Source organism: Thalassospira sp. SM2505, from assembly GCF_054901115.1.
Window position 1 is genome coordinate 3423428 of the sequence record NZ_CM142731.1, and the last position, 13849, is coordinate 3437276.

The following is a 13849-nucleotide window of genomic DNA, read 5'->3' on the forward strand; positions in this document are numbered from 1 at the left end:
TTTTTCTTTCACAAACCTCAAAGCCCCGCGTCATACCGGTAAGTACAAATCAGGTCAGGCAAGGAGACGGACATGCCATCGACACCTTCAGCGCAAGACGGCAACAGTTCCCAGCAAACCCAACTCGCCGCCGAGGTCGAACCGCATCAATGTGCGGTTTCCGATCAGATCACGGACTGTGTCGCACTGACCAATGTCGCGACACTGGGTGCCGGACCGGGTTACGCCGCCTTGCAATCGATGCTGGGCCAGACCCAGTCCCAGAACATTCTGATGGCGAACATGGTGTCCGCCCAAAAGCAGAACGCCATGATCGGCATGACGACCATGACCCAAAGCGTTCTGCAATTGATGAATCGTCGTAACTATTAAGGATCACTGCGATGAGCACCCAAAACGAAGTCGACGAACAAATCACCGACAGCGTGACCCAGACCAACACCTCGGTCATTGCCAATGGTCCGGCAATCGGGGCGATGCAGTCCTATCTGTCACAGGCCCAGGCACAGGGCATCCTGTTTGCCAACATGGTCAATGAACAGCAGCAGCAATCGGTCGCAAGTCTGGCCACCACCATGGAATGCGCAAAGGCCACACTTTCGGTTCAGGACAACAAGCCAAATTTTTTTACGGCTCCGCAGGGTGGTACATCCAGGAAGAAAAAGGATCCCTCGCCGACCTAGACGGTTATGGCGGCGCGGAGGGTCTTGATGACGGATCGGACGACCCTGACGATGACGACGACGAAGATCAGGACGACGGTAAAAACAATCTGCCCTGGTATGGCAAGCTCGATCCGCGATTTATCGGCGACGGAACCGGCTTCAAGGAACATTTCGATTATGGCAGTTCCGGTTCCGGCGAAGAAGACGATGAAACGACAGAGGACGAACCATGAGCAACATCGTCAATCCACAAATCACCGATGCCGTTACCCAGACCAACGTCAAGGTGCTTGGTGAAAGTCCGGCCCAGGCGGTTTCCATCGCATTGCAATCACATTCGCATGCCACGGGACTTGCCATGGAAAATGCCACACTCACCCAGGGCAACATGCAACAGGTCGTCAATACCGCCACATCAAAGCTTGTCGCCCTGATTACGGCACAGGCGGGTTAGGACACATTTTTCACGGGACGGTAAAAGGCCCGCGAAACAGATCACAAATCCCTGCAATACGCGTCTAAAGATGTGCGGTCATCCGGACCGCCTTTTCGGAGGATATCATGGCTATTCCAACCCCGGTGAACGGTCAGATTACCGATGCTGTTACACAAAGCTCGGTCAGCATTCTTGGATCCGCGCCCGCCAATGCGATGGGCTCGATCTATCAAAGTGCCGCACATTCGACATCCATCCTGTTCCAGAACGCGGTTCAGGCCCAGCAACAGGCATCGATCTGCTCGCAGGCCGCTACCAATCAGGGCGTGATGCAGCTTTATTCGGTCAATACCATGGCCGGAGCACAGGCCACCGCCAAGCTTGGCCGGTCTGACAATGCCGATACGCTTTTGACACTTCTGGTAATTTTGGCAGCAACCCGCCGCTAGGCATCTGACCTGCCCGGTCTTTCTGCGGCCAGGCAACGGTCCAAATATGAGGGCGTGACATGGCAGACAACACCCCTGTAAATGCACAAATCACGGACGCCGTGACCCAGACCAACGTCAAGGTTCTGGGCGAGGCACCGGCACAGGCCATGGGCCTTGTCTATCAGACGATGGCCCATTCCATCAGTCTGTCGATGCAAAACGCCATGCAAACCCAGGGCGGACTGCAACAGATTGGCAATGCCGTCACGTCAAGCGCATGCCGCATGATCCTTGACAGTACCGGTGGCGGCATGGGTGGCAAAGGCGGCGACAGCACGTCCTGAGCACCGATGGTTCTGATGCCAAGGCACTAAACACGGCAACGGCGCGTTTATACGCCCCGCGCACATATACCCCGCAAGAGGTCCATGATGGCAGATGATGACAACACCAATCCCGATGCATCCGGCAATGCCGATAACGCCGCCCCTTCGGAAAACGCCGAGGGCAGCGATCCTTCCGGCACCAAGGCGGCAGCAGGCGGTGCTGATGACAGCAAACCGTCCAGTGATGCAGACAGCGCAGGTGACAGCACCGGTGCGGCTGCCAACACATCAAGTCCGGCCAGCACCCCGCCCCTTAGCACCGCATTGAACCCGCAAATCGTGCAGGCGGTTGGAACCACCAATCACGCTGTCCTTAACGGGGCCATTCCGGGCGCAAATGGTGTTGCCTATCAAAAGGTCGCGCAGGCAGCTGCCTATGCCGTGCAGGATTCAACCGATTATCTGCGCAACATCATGTCGATGGCATCAGCCACCACCGGTGTTGCCATGCAACAGATGCTGGTCAAAAAAGAAGTCGACCCCTATGCCAACATCATCAAGGCCGCGACCCAGGCCGTAACCGATGCGCAAAAGACCTTCGCAAGTGTGGGTGAGTCCGCCAGCAGCGTCGTAAAGGATTTTGACAGTCTGGCGTAAAGAGCAATCCGGATGTCACCGCAATCAAAAAGGCCGGTCCTTTTTTCAAGGAACCGGCCTTTTTGATTGTCGTTCTTCTGGCTTGATTAACCGGCCCGCATCAGTTCGATCCGGTGGCAAGCCTCGGAGAAGTCAGGGGCGAACAGTTTGACGCTGACACCGGTTCCCTGAAGCTCATAGGCGCCCATTTCCTGCGTCGGGCAGGAAATGAAGCTTGCGACCGTCTGGCTGACCAGAACGCGTTTGCCAAGTTGCTTGGTCAATTGTTCAATCCGGGCGGCTTCGTTTGCGGCCTGCCCGACCACGGTAAAGTCGACACGCTCGGACACACCGACATTACCGTAAATCACATCGCCAACATGCATGCCAAGGCCATAGTCAAATGGCGGTTTGCCGGACTCTTCGCGCGTGGCATTCAGCGCATCAACATTAAGCTGCGCCTCGGCTGCGGCATAAAGAGCGGCAAGGCAGGCTTCTTCGAGATTGTTTTCGTCTTCGCCAATCGGGAAAATCGCAAGTGTCGCATCCCCGATATAGCGCAAAACCTGTCCACCATGCTTAAGCACAGCCCCCGCAGTGGCTGCAAAGAAATCATTCATTTCCCCAAGAAAGGCATCATCGCCAACATGGGTCGCAACCGATGTCGAATTGCGCATGTCCGAGAACCAGATCACCGCACGGGTCTTGGTACTGTCACCAAGCTTGATCTGGCCGTTGCGCACACGGCTCCCTGCGTCCGAGCCAAGATAGGTTTCGAGAATGGTACTTGTTTCTTCGTGATTGATACGCATCTTGCACGACACGGCAAAACGGCGCTGAATACCCGAAAGGATCGCCAGATCCTCGTCCGAGAAACCACTGGGACGACGGGTCAGATAGGTCATGAAAATGCGGTTGCTATCAAGCGTGCTGTCACGGTCGGTAACAAACGGGGTCATCAACGCATAATAGTCCGTCCCGCGGTTGCGGCGGAAACTTTCAAGAACCGGAAAATCGATCACCGCGCTTGGCCCGATCAGATGTCGGCGCATGAAACTGACATCATTATCGAGCATCCATTTCATCGGGCTTTCGGCCCAGTCCTGATCCTGATCACCAACCCCCATATGGGTTGAACGTTCGACCTGCCCGCTTTCCTTGTTCCAGATATAGGAAACCCCTTCGTAAAGGGGATGAAGGGTCTTGAAGGCGACCATCACGCGGTCAATCGGGATGCCCGATGCGACAAGGCGGCTGACCATCCCTGACAGAAGTTCGCTGATATCGGTATCATCAAGCGCACATTCCATCAGCCAGTCATTGACAGAACGCACAAAGCCGCGCGCTGCCTGGGCATTGTTGGTGCCCGGTAGCGAGGTCACGACTGCTGAGTCCTGGCCGTTATTGTTCATTGTTCGCTCCGTCCATTTTCGCGTTTATTTTTGCATTGCATAGATAGAACAGCAATGCCAATTCGCAATTATTGATTTGGAAACAATCTATTTCCCGGCACACAAATGACCATTAGTCATTAAAAACGCAAGGGCAAGTTGTCAAAAATTCTTAACCTTATGATTTTGCTGAAAACTCACCAAAACCGGACGTAATCTACGCTTTGGTATCCAATCTTGCCGGTGGAAGGTATATCCGCGCCAAAAGCCCGCCTTTCGGGGACTCTTCAAGGTAAATCTCCCCGCCATGGGCACGAATGGCGGTGCGCGCGATGGCCATTCCAAGGCCGATACCCCCGGTGTCACGATTGCGTGATTCTTCAAGCCGGAAGAACGGTTCAAACACCTGTTCGCGTTTATCAACCGGAATCCCCGGCCCGTCATCGGCAATTTCAATCCACAAACCATCATCATCGGCGTCGCGCACATTCACCTCGACATGGTCGCCAAACCGCAATGCATTGGATACCAGATTGCCAAAGGCCCGTTTGACCGAAAGCGGTCGGCATGGATAAATCCGCGCGGCCCCGTCTCCGACAAAGGAAATCGGGCGACCGGTTTCCGCCAGATCCTCGACTGCGGATTCAACAAGCGCGGTGATGTTGATCTTGCGGGTATCTTCATTTGCCGTTTCTTCACGGGCAAAGGCCATTGCCGCTTCGACCATCTGTTCCATTTCGTCAAGCGTCTCGATGATCCGCGAACGGTTTTCGGGATCGTCGACAAATTCAGCCCGCAGACGAAGCGACGTGATCGGCGTGCGCAGATCATGGGAAATGGCAGCCAGCATCCGTGTGCGGTCTTCGACAAACCGCTTGAGGCGCGCCGTCATGCGGTTAAAGGCCTTGGCTGCACGTCGAATTTCAATCGGGCCGGTTTCGGGTACCGGTTCGGGATAATCCCCGCGCCCGACCCGGTCGGCGGCATTGGCCAAAAGCACCCATGATCGCGAGATGCGCCGCGTGATAAAGAATGTGATCACCGCAATCACCAGCGCGGACAAGGCAACGCGCAGCACATTGTCAAAGACAAACCATGGCGGCGGCATCACACCGCCAATCATTGCTTCGAGCCAGACTTGTGGCTGGACATCGGTGCTGTTGCGGTTCGAGGGTGCCTCCGCCGGACCATTACCATCAAATGATCCATCGCCCGGAATACCGCCCGAACCATCACCAGATATCGGGATGATCGGAACAGCAATCTGCATCACGGGTGCGACATGGCAGTCAAAGCGCTCCATATAGCGGAATTCCCACGGTGCTGTGCGTTTATCATGGTCATCATCATGTTTATCGCGATCATCGTGGTCAGACGTACGCTTTGAGCGTTCCTCGCGGTATTGGTCCAGAAAGGCTTCCTTGGCGTGTCGCAGGGATTTGCGTTCGGCCCAACAGTCATCTTCTGTCAGGATTTCCACCCGCGCAGAAATCCCGGGAACACTTCCTGCCCCCGACGTCAGAGCTTCGTTCAGTTTGCCTGTAAGCTTGTCAGATATCTGCCCGTCCGAATGTGCGACTTCGGTCTTGTCGACCAGTCGCAAACGGGTTTGCGGTGACTGGGCGACACGCAGGACATCGACCCAGTTATCCTGCGGTGTTGTCGTCAAAATACGTGAAATTGCCGCCACACGTGACAATGCATTTCCGCGCCGCTCGGAGGCCAGCGCATCACGGCGTTCATCGGCCAGCATCACGCCCAGCACAATATGGGTCAGGATAATTGCACCAAGCAGAAGACAGACAAGCTGCCCGGTAAGACTTTGAGGCCAAAGACGTTTGATCAGGCGGCGCTTGGTCATTTCTCGACCACCTCGCAGGTGAACATATATCCCCCGCCCCAGACAGTTTTGATCAGGGTCGGGTTTTTGACATCGGTTTCGATCTTTTTACGCAGACGGCTGACCTGGTTATCAATGCTGCGATCAAAGGGAACGGCTTCGCGTCCACGGGTAAGATCCAGCAACTGGTCACGGTTAAGCACCATGTTGGGATGTTCGACAAAGGCGCAAAGCAACCCGTATTCCCCGGCACTCAGCGGCAGGACCACATCATTGGCATCGCGCAATTCATGGCGCGTGCGATCAAGTATCCATCGATCAAAATGGACTTCCCCACCGGGAAGCGGTCCCTTGCGCCCGACCGGAAGACTTTGCGCCCGGCGTAGCACCGCCTTGATCCGCGCCAGTAGTTCGCGTGGATTAAACGGCTTTGCCAGATAATCGTCCGCCCCCATTTCCAGACCGATGATGCGATCCGTCTCCTCGCCAAGGGCGGTCAGCATGACAACCGGCACATCATAGTTCTCGCGCAGCCAGCGACACAAACTTAGCCCGTCTTCACCAGGCATCATCAGGTCAAGCACTATCAGATCAGGCGACAGATCATCAGCCATCATCTTGCGCAATTCGCGACCATCAGACGCCAGTGACACACGATATTCATGCTGACGCAGATAACGCCCCAGAAGATCGCGAATATCACGGTGGTCATCGACAACAAGAATATGGGGCTGGTCGCTCATTTGCGGTCCTGTCATTGGAACGGTCTGCTCAGTGTAACTTAGCGCGTTGGCATTTGGGGCAAAAACGGCAATTTGTATCAAATTGTCGCATTTCGGGCTTTTGGCAAACCTTGCGACCAATTTGCCGGTTCTTCGGGATCATTTCGCGACAATCATCGGCGATAACAGACCTCAACAAGCGATCCCCCCAACCGTAAGAGGTTTACGATGAAGCCCACCAATAAAATCAAGATTGCAGCTGCCCTGTTTGCATCAACCCTGATTGCGACCCCGATTGCAGTAGCCTATGCATCACCTGGCGATCGTGGCGCACCAAGTGAATGGGCGATGTTTGGCGGCGACCATCATCGTGGTGACAAATCCGGCGGTGAATGCGCTGAGCGTGGCAAGCGTGGCGAACATGGCAAAGGCGGCATGTTTGGCAGCCAAACCCGCGAACGTGCAACCCCGCTGACCCCGGCCGAGGCCCGCATTCTGGTCGATGCCATGCTTCTGAAATCCAGCTCGGCTGATCTCAAGACCGGAGATGCCCTTGCGGCAGAAGAACCGGGCAAGATCGACGTCCTTCTGGTCAATGCCGAGGGCGACGTTGTTGAAGTCATCTCATTTGATGCCAAATCCGGCCGCATGGACCGCGAGGAACGTCGTGACTTGCGAAAACTGATGCCACGCCCGGATAAGGCAGAACGCTACAGCCAAAAATTCACCGCCGATCAGATGAACCTTCTGGCCAATGCGATGGTCATCCGGTTTGGCAATGGTGAACTTAAACTCGACAAACTGGCAGAAACTCCGCGTGGCACCTATACCGCGACGGTTACCAATCAGGCGGGTGACATTGTCCGTGAAATGGAACTCAGCAGCGTGACCGGCCGCCCGATCAGCTAAGATCAGCCGAAACGAACCCCTGACACAATCCCCACCCCGGTCCGGGGGCTTCATTCCCAACCGATCCCCCGGACACTCCCCTGTGCCTCCAAGGTTTCCCCCTTGGAGGCACTTCTTATGTGTCGTTGATTTTTCATGTTTTTTTGGTTTGACGACCACAATCCTGATCATCATTCTTGGCGATTAAAAACTGCGCCCCGAAAGAAAAACAATGACGAGCATGACCGCCCCAAACGACAGCCCAAGAACAGCCACCCTTGATGACATCCCCGCCCTGACACAGCTTTGGCAGGATACCGGCCTTTATCGCCCCTATAATCCGCCCGCGTGGGATATCGGCTTTGCGGTCAATGCGACTGATGCGACCCTTCTTGTCTGGGAAGATAACAGCGATAACATTATCGGGTCCGTAATGGCCGGTCACGATGGTCACCGCGGATGGGTCTATTATCTGGCGGTTGCTCCGACGCTTCAGAAATCCGGGCTTGGTCGCAGACTTATGGACATTGCCGAAAGCTGGTTACGCGATCAGGGTGTCTGGCGCATGCAATTGATGGTGCGCTCGGAAAATAGCAAGACACAGGATTTCTATCGCCATCTTGGCTATCGCGCGCTGGATGTCACCGTGATGCAGAAGGATATCGACACTCCCCCGCTTGAACGTCAAACCTCCTAGGACGATCAAGACCCGGTGGCAGCATCGGCAACGGTTTGCATGTCCTGACCGTTGTCCGATGGCGCCTTGTCATCAATCACGGCAATCGTCGCGTGGGCAATGCGACGCGCGCGCTCAAACAACCGATAGATGCGTTCAACCAGCGCCACATTGATGCGATAGCACCGGATATCCACATCACGCGGACCGATGGCATCGCTGATCCGGCGCAATGTCAGCTCCATCTTGTCGGTGAATTCGGCCTTGCGTGCCAGAACGGCCATGGCCGTTTCGCGATCTTCGCTTGAATAGGCGGTAAGTGCCTGTTTGAGACAATCCTCGCCGATCTGAAACAGCTCGGCCAGCTGGGTGCGCCGTTCCTGGGACGGGATTTGCCCGATATCCATCAGCTCCGAGACCATATCCACCATTTCCTCGGCGACAAGATCCCCCACCGCTTCAAGGTGGTTGCTGACTTCAAGTTCGTTTTGCAGCCTTCTTTGTTCCGAAGGCAAAAGCTCTGACCGGCGGACCTTGCTGGCAAACAGTGCAATCGCGTCCTGAAGACTATCGACACCGTCATCAAGCTCGGCAATGTGTTGCAGTCTGGTACTGGTCGGCTTCCCCAGATTTTCGCGACCGCGACGGACAACATCAGTCACGATATCCCCCATATGGATGACCTCATTGCGTAAAAGCGCAATTGCTGCTGCGGGCGTGTCGGTCACTTCATGCATCAGATATTTCGGGCTGGGATCAAGCGGCGGGTCAATGACGGTTTCAAGCGGCACCAGCTTTTCGATCAGCCGGGCAATCCACGGCACGAAACCGATCATCAGGATCACATTGGCAATGTTGAAAATGCTGTGTGCATTGGCAATTTCGCGTGCAATATCGGTACTGCCGCCATTGGTCACATACGTGATGTCAGACACAAATTCCGACAATTGCGAAATAAACGGAAGCCACAACAACACACCGCCAATGTTAAACAGCACATGTCCAATCGCGGTCCGCAAGGCATCCCGACCCTTGCCTATTGTCACCAGAAGGGCGGTAAAGCAGGTCCCGATATTGGCTCCGAAAATCAGAGCTATCCCGCCATCAAGACTGACAAGGCCCTGCCCGGCCAGAACAATGACAATCCCCGTTGTCGCGGCACTCGATTGCACAAGGGCGGTAAAAACGGCGGCAACAATGATGGCAAGTACGGGGTTTTGCATCTGGGCCATCAGATCGATAAAGGGCGGATAGGTGCGCAGTGGTTCCATCGCGTCGCTCATCATGCCCATGCCAAAGAACAGCATCCCCATGCCAAGGATCGCCTTCCCGGCAAGGGCAACACGCTTGCGTGTTCCCATCATGGTCATGGCAAAACCGATCGCGATCACCAACGGCGCGATGGCCTCGACCTTGAATGCGATGATCTGAGCAGTCAGGGTACTGCCGACATTGGCCCCCATGATCACGGCAATTGACTGGGCAAAGGGCATCAACCCCGCCGACACAAAACCGACCACCAGAACCGTCGTGACACTGGAAGACTGCACAAGCCCGGTCACCAGCGCACCCGAGATCGCCGCCATAAAACGGTTGCGCGTCATTTTTGACAGTATGAAGCGCAGCTTTGCACCGGCAAGGGTCTTAAGCGCACTTGCCAGATGATCCATCCCATAAAGGAACAGCGCAAGGCCCCCGACAAGCCCGACCGCCATCCAGCCCGCTTGCAACGTTCCCCCATCCTCGGCTGCCTGTGCAGTCGAAAGATCAAGAACGAAGAAGAACAGACTTAACAGCAATAGGCGAAGGAACCCGGACATTCAAAACCCGCCGCAATCAAGGACAACCAGCCCACAAGCATTACTACAGCCTGCAATAATTGTCAGGATTTTCAGAAACCTAGGCACACACATTTCGCAAGACATCCGGACGCATAAAACAGCAGGGGCAGCGCACGATATGGATCGGTGCACTGCCCCTGTTCTAAATTTCCAACCTGTCTGACGACAGATATCGCATCTATTGCGCGGCGATCACGCGTTCTGACTGCTTTTCCTGTGCCAGACGGGTTTCAAGTGCAGCAATCTGTTCCGCACTCAGACGCAGGCCAAGCTTGGAACGTCGCCAGATCAGGTCATCAATCTTGCGAACCCATTCATGATCAATCAGATAGCGCAGTTCCGCTTCATAAAGGTCATGACCATAGCATGTGCCAAGGTCGGTCATTTTCGATGCGGTTCCGACAATCAGTTCAATCCGGGTGCCATAGGCACGCAGCAACCGTTTCAGCAACCCGCGATCCATCCAGCCATATTGACCAGCATAAAGCGCAAGCGCCTCGTCATAGGATGCATTGGGGAAATCGCCACCGGGCAGGGTTTCACGTGCGGTCCATGGCGCATCGTGGGTGCCAAGCTGCTTGGTGATGATCTGAAGCGCATGTTCCGCCAGCTTGCGATAGGTGGTGATTTTCCCGCCAAACACATGCAGTGCCGGGGCAACCCCGTCATTGGCTTCAAGTTTAAGGGTATAATCACGCGAAACCTTTGATGCATTTTCGCTTTCGCCATTTCCGGCATAAAGCGGACGCACACCGGAATAGGTCCTGACGACATCGTCGGACGATATCTGTTTTTTGAAGTAACCGCTGGCAAGCTTGCACAGATAATCGATTTCGGTCTGATCGATTTTGACCTTGGCCGGGTCACCGGCGAAATCAACATCGGTGGTCCCGATCAGGGTAAAATCATCCTGATAGGGAATGGCAAAGACGATGCGCCCATCGCCATTCTGGAAGATATAGCAATAGTCATGGTCAAACAGCTTGGGCACGACAATGTGGCTGCCCTTGACCAGACGAATATCGGCCTTGGTATCAGATTGCACCACACCGTTTTCCGGATTGATCAGATCAGCACACCAGGGCCCCGCCGCATTGACCAGCATCCGGCCCGACACCTGCCGTTCTGCGCCGGTTTCCTCGTCGCGCAAGGCAACCTGCCACTGATCTTTGATGCGCTTGGCACCGACACATTTGGTGCGCGTCAGGATTTCCGCGCCAAAGCCGTTGGCATCAATGGCATTCAGAACCACCAGACGCGCATCATCGACCCAGCAATCGGAATAGACAAAGCCCTTTGTCACGCCATCACGAAGCGGCGCACCCGATACATGCTTGGCAAATGAAATGCCCTCGGAGGCCGGAAGTTTTTTGCGGCCACCAAGATGATCATAAAGAAACAGTCCAAGACGGATCATCCATGCCGGGCGCAAATCCTTGCGGTGCGGCAACACAAAGCGCAGCGGCCAGATGATATGCGGCGCATTGCCAAGCAACACTTCACGTTCGGTCAAAGCTTCGCGTACCAGCCGGAATTCATAATGTTCCAGATAGCGCAAACCACCATGGATCAGCTTGGTACTGGCTGACGAGGTTGCGCTGGCCAGATCATCCTTTTCACAGAGCAGGACCTTAAGGCCGCGCCCCGCCGCATCACGGGCAATGCCGGCACCGTTAATGCCGCCACCAATAATGATCAGATCGTAATGTGCAGTCGTCGCCATGCGAGGCCTCTTTCAGCCAAAGGAATCTCTCTTTGATCTCAAAATAGTTCATTTTCGAAAATTTTCAAGTTTCGAATTGTGACATTTATTCGACACAGCCATGTCTCTATCGCATGCGCCAACTGCCAGATGCAGGTCAGACAGCATGAAAATTTTGAAAAGTTCATTTTTGAAATAAATTGAAAAACCCCGCCTGATATTCAGGCGGGGCGTTCATGGATGCAATGAAATTGGAATGTCGGGTTTGTCAGCCCGTCAGGCCAGCCAGCGTTTCTGCCAGTCCGAGAGCATGGAAATCGTCCAGAGCTGATGACCCCAGTTGCGTTTGCCGCTCATATGTTCGTTCTGCAGCTTTTCGATTTGACGGCGGTCCAGACCAAAGTCCTGATAAAGTGCGTCATTGGCCAGAAGATCGCCCATCCATTCACGCAGCGGCCCGCGCAGCCATTGCGCCAAAGGCACGCCAAAACCGGTTTTCGGGCGATCAATCATTTCGCGCGGCACATATTTATACAGGATCTGGCGCAGGGCATATTTGCCCGTCGACCCATTCATCTTGAGCCGTGCGGGAAGACGCCAGCCAAATTCGATCACGCGATGATCGATAAACGGCACCCGGACCTCAAGCGAATTGGCCATCGATGCACGGTCAACCTTGGTCAGAACATCATCAACCATATACATCATCGTATCCATGACTTGCATGGACGAGACATAGTCAAGATTGCGGTTCCGACAGAACATCTCGCCCGGAACGCGGAATTTCTTGCGCGAGGAACGGCTGCCCAGAAGCTTGTCGCTATCAAACAGCGACAGCAGCGCATGATACCGATCCAGATCATCCCTGATCGCCAGAAGCGGGGCAGCCTTATGGATTTTATCGCCAATCGCACTAGTCGCAAGCTTGCCCGGAACCAGCCCGACAAGATTGTCCCATTGCTCTGGTGACAGCATGGTCAGACCACGCGACACAAGTGACGCGCCAAACGGAATACTGCCTGCTGCGGCACTCAGCTGCTTGGCCCAAAGATAACGGGTATAGCCGCCAAATGTTTCATCCCCGCCATCACCGGAAAGCGCAACCGTGACTTCCTTGCGGGTCAGGGCCGAAATCAGATAGGTCGGAATGGCCGAGCTGTCAAAGAACGGCTCGTCATAGGTTTCCGAAAGCTTCGGCACCAGATCAAGCGCATCCTTGGGCGTGACATAAAGTTCGGTATGATCGGTTTTAAGATGGCGCGCCACTTCACCGGCAAAAGCCGCCTCGTTAAAGGCTTCGTCTTCGAACCCGACCGAAAATGTTTTGACCGGACGATCCGAAACCGACTGCATCAGGGCAACAATGGTCGATGAATCAATCCCGCCCGACAGAAATGCGCCCAGCGGCACATCGGCAACCATGCGGCGCTGAACAGCATCGCGGAGCAAATCTTCAAGCGCATCAATCGCGCTTTGATCATCGCCGCTCCATGCATGTTTTTGCCCGTTGAGGACCGCATCCTCAACCGACCAATAGGCCGTCTCGGTTGCCTGATCGTGCGAGGTTACCTCAAGAATATGACCGGGCTTGAGCATCTTGGCATGCGCATAGATCGAAAGCCCCGATGGCACATAGCCAAAGCGAAGATAGGCCTCAAGACCAGCCTGATTGACTTCGCGTGAAATGGCACCGCCGGCCAGAAGCGCTTTGACTTCGGATGCAAAGCCGATATTGCCCTCATAGCGCGACCAGTAAAGCGGCTTGATGCCAAGACGGTCACGCACAAGCGTCAGTTTCTTTGCTTCCTTGTCCCACAGGGCAATCGCAAACATGCCGATCAGGCGCTTGATCGTATCGCGCACGCCCCAATGGGCAATGCATTCAAGGATGACTTCGGTGTCGGAATGCCCGCGCCAGGCAACATTGATATTGGCCGCAGCCAGCTTCTCGCGAAGTTCCGGCGCGTTATAGATCTCGCCATTATAGACCATGACATAACGGCCATTGGCCGAATGCATCGGCTGTTTACCGGCATCAGAAAGATCAATGATCGCAAGGCGGCGCTGGCCAAGTGCCAGACCATTATCGGAATCAACCCAGACATCGCCGCCATCGGGGCCGCGATGATGCAGTGCCGCATTCATGCGCGATACAGCATCGCCCAATCCGCTTGCGTCACTTTGTCCAGACAGCCATAAACCGGCAATTCCACACATAAAATAATCCTGTAAAACCCTGCTGTTACTTAAAACAATAACGGCACATTCTACAATGAAAACATTCTGCAAACCCGA

15 protein-coding genes are annotated in these 13849 nt (G+C 54.7%); 9 read left to right on the forward strand and 6 right to left on the reverse strand.

Annotated features, from left to right (window positions below; genetic code table 11):
- Positions 1 to 72: 72 nt before the first annotated feature.
- The 7 genes from ACTU44_RS16070 to ACTU44_RS16100 all read left to right on the forward strand — a co-directional run bounded on the left by ACTU44_RS16070 (position 73) and on the right by ACTU44_RS16100 (position 2515).
- Positions 73 to 372, forward strand: coding sequence for a RebB family R body protein (locus ACTU44_RS16070; protein ID WP_114098413.1), 300 nt, complete (start codon positions 73 to 75; stop codon positions 370 to 372).
- 11 nt (positions 373 to 383) lie between these two features.
- On the forward strand, positions 384 to 683 hold the full coding sequence (locus ACTU44_RS16075) for a RebB family R body protein (protein WP_114098414.1): 300 nt from the start codon (positions 384 to 386) through the stop codon (positions 681 to 683).
- Entirely contained in the window at positions 581 to 898 is a 318-nt protein-coding gene (locus tag ACTU44_RS16080) for a hypothetical protein (protein WP_462095913.1), read from the forward strand. The genes ACTU44_RS16075 and ACTU44_RS16080 overlap by 103 nt, the downstream gene beginning before the upstream one ends.
- The gene (locus tag ACTU44_RS16085; RefSeq protein WP_114098415.1) at positions 895 to 1119 is read left to right on the forward strand and encodes a RebB family R body protein; all 225 of its coding nucleotides are present in this window, start codon (positions 895 to 897) and stop codon (positions 1117 to 1119) included. Before ACTU44_RS16080 ends, ACTU44_RS16085 begins: the two co-directional genes overlap by 4 nt.
- A gap of 107 nt (positions 1120 to 1226) precedes the next feature.
- Positions 1227 to 1550 (forward strand): RebB family R body protein, encoded by a 324-nt coding sequence (locus ACTU44_RS16090; protein ID WP_114098416.1) that lies wholly within the window; start codon positions 1227 to 1229, stop codon positions 1548 to 1550.
- 59 nt (positions 1551 to 1609) lie between these two features.
- Entirely contained in the window at positions 1610 to 1876 is a 267-nt protein-coding gene (locus ACTU44_RS16095) for a RebB family R body protein (protein WP_114098417.1), read from the forward strand.
- 84 nt (positions 1877 to 1960) lie between these two features.
- Positions 1961 to 2515, forward strand: coding sequence for a hypothetical protein (locus ACTU44_RS16100; RefSeq protein ID WP_462095914.1), 555 nt, complete (start codon positions 1961 to 1963; stop codon positions 2513 to 2515).
- A gap of 86 nt (positions 2516 to 2601) precedes the next feature.
- Here the strand turns inward: ACTU44_RS16100 and ACTU44_RS16105 are convergent, their stop codons facing one another.
- The 3 genes from ACTU44_RS16105 to ACTU44_RS16115 form a co-directional block, all read right to left on the reverse strand.
- Positions 2602 to 3906 (reverse strand): adenylate/guanylate cyclase domain-containing protein, encoded by a 1305-nt coding sequence (locus tag ACTU44_RS16105; protein ID WP_114098418.1) that lies wholly within the window; start codon positions 3904 to 3906, stop codon positions 2602 to 2604.
- Positions 3907 to 4102: 196 nt separating this feature from the next.
- Entirely contained in the window at positions 4103 to 5746 is a 1644-nt protein-coding gene (locus ACTU44_RS16110; protein WP_114098419.1) for an ATP-binding protein, read from the reverse strand.
- On the reverse strand, positions 5743 to 6468 hold the full coding sequence (locus tag ACTU44_RS16115; protein ID WP_462095915.1) for a response regulator: 726 nt from the start codon (positions 6466 to 6468) through the stop codon (positions 5743 to 5745). The genes ACTU44_RS16110 and ACTU44_RS16115 overlap by 4 nt, the downstream gene beginning before the upstream one ends.
- Positions 6469 to 6675: 207 nt before the next feature.
- Between ACTU44_RS16115 and ACTU44_RS16120 the strand changes: the two genes are divergently transcribed.
- Positions 6676 to 7356: a hypothetical protein gene (locus ACTU44_RS16120; RefSeq protein ID WP_462095916.1), complete on the forward strand. Its 681-nt coding sequence runs from the start codon at positions 6676 to 6678 to the stop codon at positions 7354 to 7356.
- Positions 7357 to 7567: 211 nt separating this feature from the next.
- A complete protein-coding gene (locus ACTU44_RS16125) occupies positions 7568 to 8032 on the forward strand; it encodes a GNAT family acetyltransferase (protein ID WP_462095917.1) in 465 nt (154 codons plus the stop codon).
- Positions 8033 to 8037: 5 nt separating this feature from the next.
- On the opposite strand, the gene ACTU44_RS16130 is transcribed toward ACTU44_RS16125, so the two are convergent.
- The 3 genes from ACTU44_RS16130 to asnB form a co-directional block, all read right to left on the reverse strand.
- Positions 8038 to 9831 carry a Na/Pi cotransporter family protein gene (locus tag ACTU44_RS16130; RefSeq protein WP_462095918.1) on the reverse strand — a complete coding sequence of 598 codons (1794 nt, stop codon included), beginning with the start codon at positions 9829 to 9831 and terminating at the stop codon, positions 8038 to 8040.
- A 199-nt stretch (positions 9832 to 10030) separates the two neighbouring features.
- A complete protein-coding gene (glpD, locus tag ACTU44_RS16135) occupies positions 10031 to 11575 on the reverse strand; it encodes a glycerol-3-phosphate dehydrogenase (RefSeq protein WP_462095919.1) in 1545 nt (514 codons plus the stop codon).
- Positions 11576 to 11830: 255 nt separating this feature from the next.
- A complete protein-coding gene (gene asnB / locus ACTU44_RS16140) occupies positions 11831 to 13771 on the reverse strand; it encodes an asparagine synthase (glutamine-hydrolyzing) (protein ID WP_462095920.1) in 1941 nt (646 codons plus the stop codon).
- Positions 13772 to 13849: the final 78 nt, after the last annotated feature.

What these genes read in the sequence shown, in the direction of transcription:
- ACTU44_RS16070 (WP_114098413.1), top strand. Translation starts at nt 73, where the DNA reads ATGCCATCGACACCTTCAGCGCAAGACGGCAACAGTTCCCAGCAAACC.
- ACTU44_RS16075 (WP_114098414.1), top strand. Translation starts at nt 384, where the DNA reads ATGAGCACCCAAAACGAAGTCGACGAACAAATCACCGACAGCGTGACC.
- ACTU44_RS16080 (WP_462095913.1), top strand. Translation starts at nt 581, where the DNA reads ATGCGCAAAGGCCACACTTTCGGTTCAGGACAACAAGCCAAATTTTTT.
- ACTU44_RS16085 (WP_114098415.1), top strand. Translation starts at nt 895, where the DNA reads ATGAGCAACATCGTCAATCCACAAATCACCGATGCCGTTACCCAGACC.
- ACTU44_RS16090 (WP_114098416.1), top strand. Translation starts at nt 1,227, where the DNA reads ATGGCTATTCCAACCCCGGTGAACGGTCAGATTACCGATGCTGTTACA.
- ACTU44_RS16095 (WP_114098417.1), top strand. Translation starts at nt 1,610, where the DNA reads ATGGCAGACAACACCCCTGTAAATGCACAAATCACGGACGCCGTGACC.
- ACTU44_RS16100 (WP_462095914.1), top strand. Translation starts at nt 1,961, where the DNA reads ATGATGGCAGATGATGACAACACCAATCCCGATGCATCCGGCAATGCC.
- ACTU44_RS16105 (WP_114098418.1), bottom strand. Translation starts at nt 3,906, where the DNA reads ATGAACAATAACGGCCAGGACTCAGCAGTCGTGACCTCGCTACCGGGC.
- ACTU44_RS16110 (WP_114098419.1), bottom strand. Translation starts at nt 5,746, where the DNA reads ATGACCAAGCGCCGCCTGATCAAACGTCTTTGGCCTCAAAGTCTTACC.
- ACTU44_RS16115 (WP_462095915.1), bottom strand. Translation starts at nt 6,468, where the DNA reads ATGAGCGACCAGCCCCATATTCTTGTTGTCGATGACCACCGTGATATT.
- ACTU44_RS16120 (WP_462095916.1), top strand. Translation starts at nt 6,676, where the DNA reads ATGAAGCCCACCAATAAAATCAAGATTGCAGCTGCCCTGTTTGCATCA.
- ACTU44_RS16125 (WP_462095917.1), top strand. Translation starts at nt 7,568, where the DNA reads ATGACGAGCATGACCGCCCCAAACGACAGCCCAAGAACAGCCACCCTT.
- ACTU44_RS16130 (WP_462095918.1), bottom strand. Translation starts at nt 9,831, where the DNA reads ATGTCCGGGTTCCTTCGCCTATTGCTGTTAAGTCTGTTCTTCTTCGTT.
- glpD (WP_462095919.1), bottom strand. Translation starts at nt 11,575, where the DNA reads ATGGCGACGACTGCACATTACGATCTGATCATTATTGGTGGCGGCATT.
- asnB (WP_462095920.1), bottom strand. Translation starts at nt 13,771, where the DNA reads ATGTGTGGAATTGCCGGTTTATGGCTGTCTGGACAAAGTGACGCAAGC.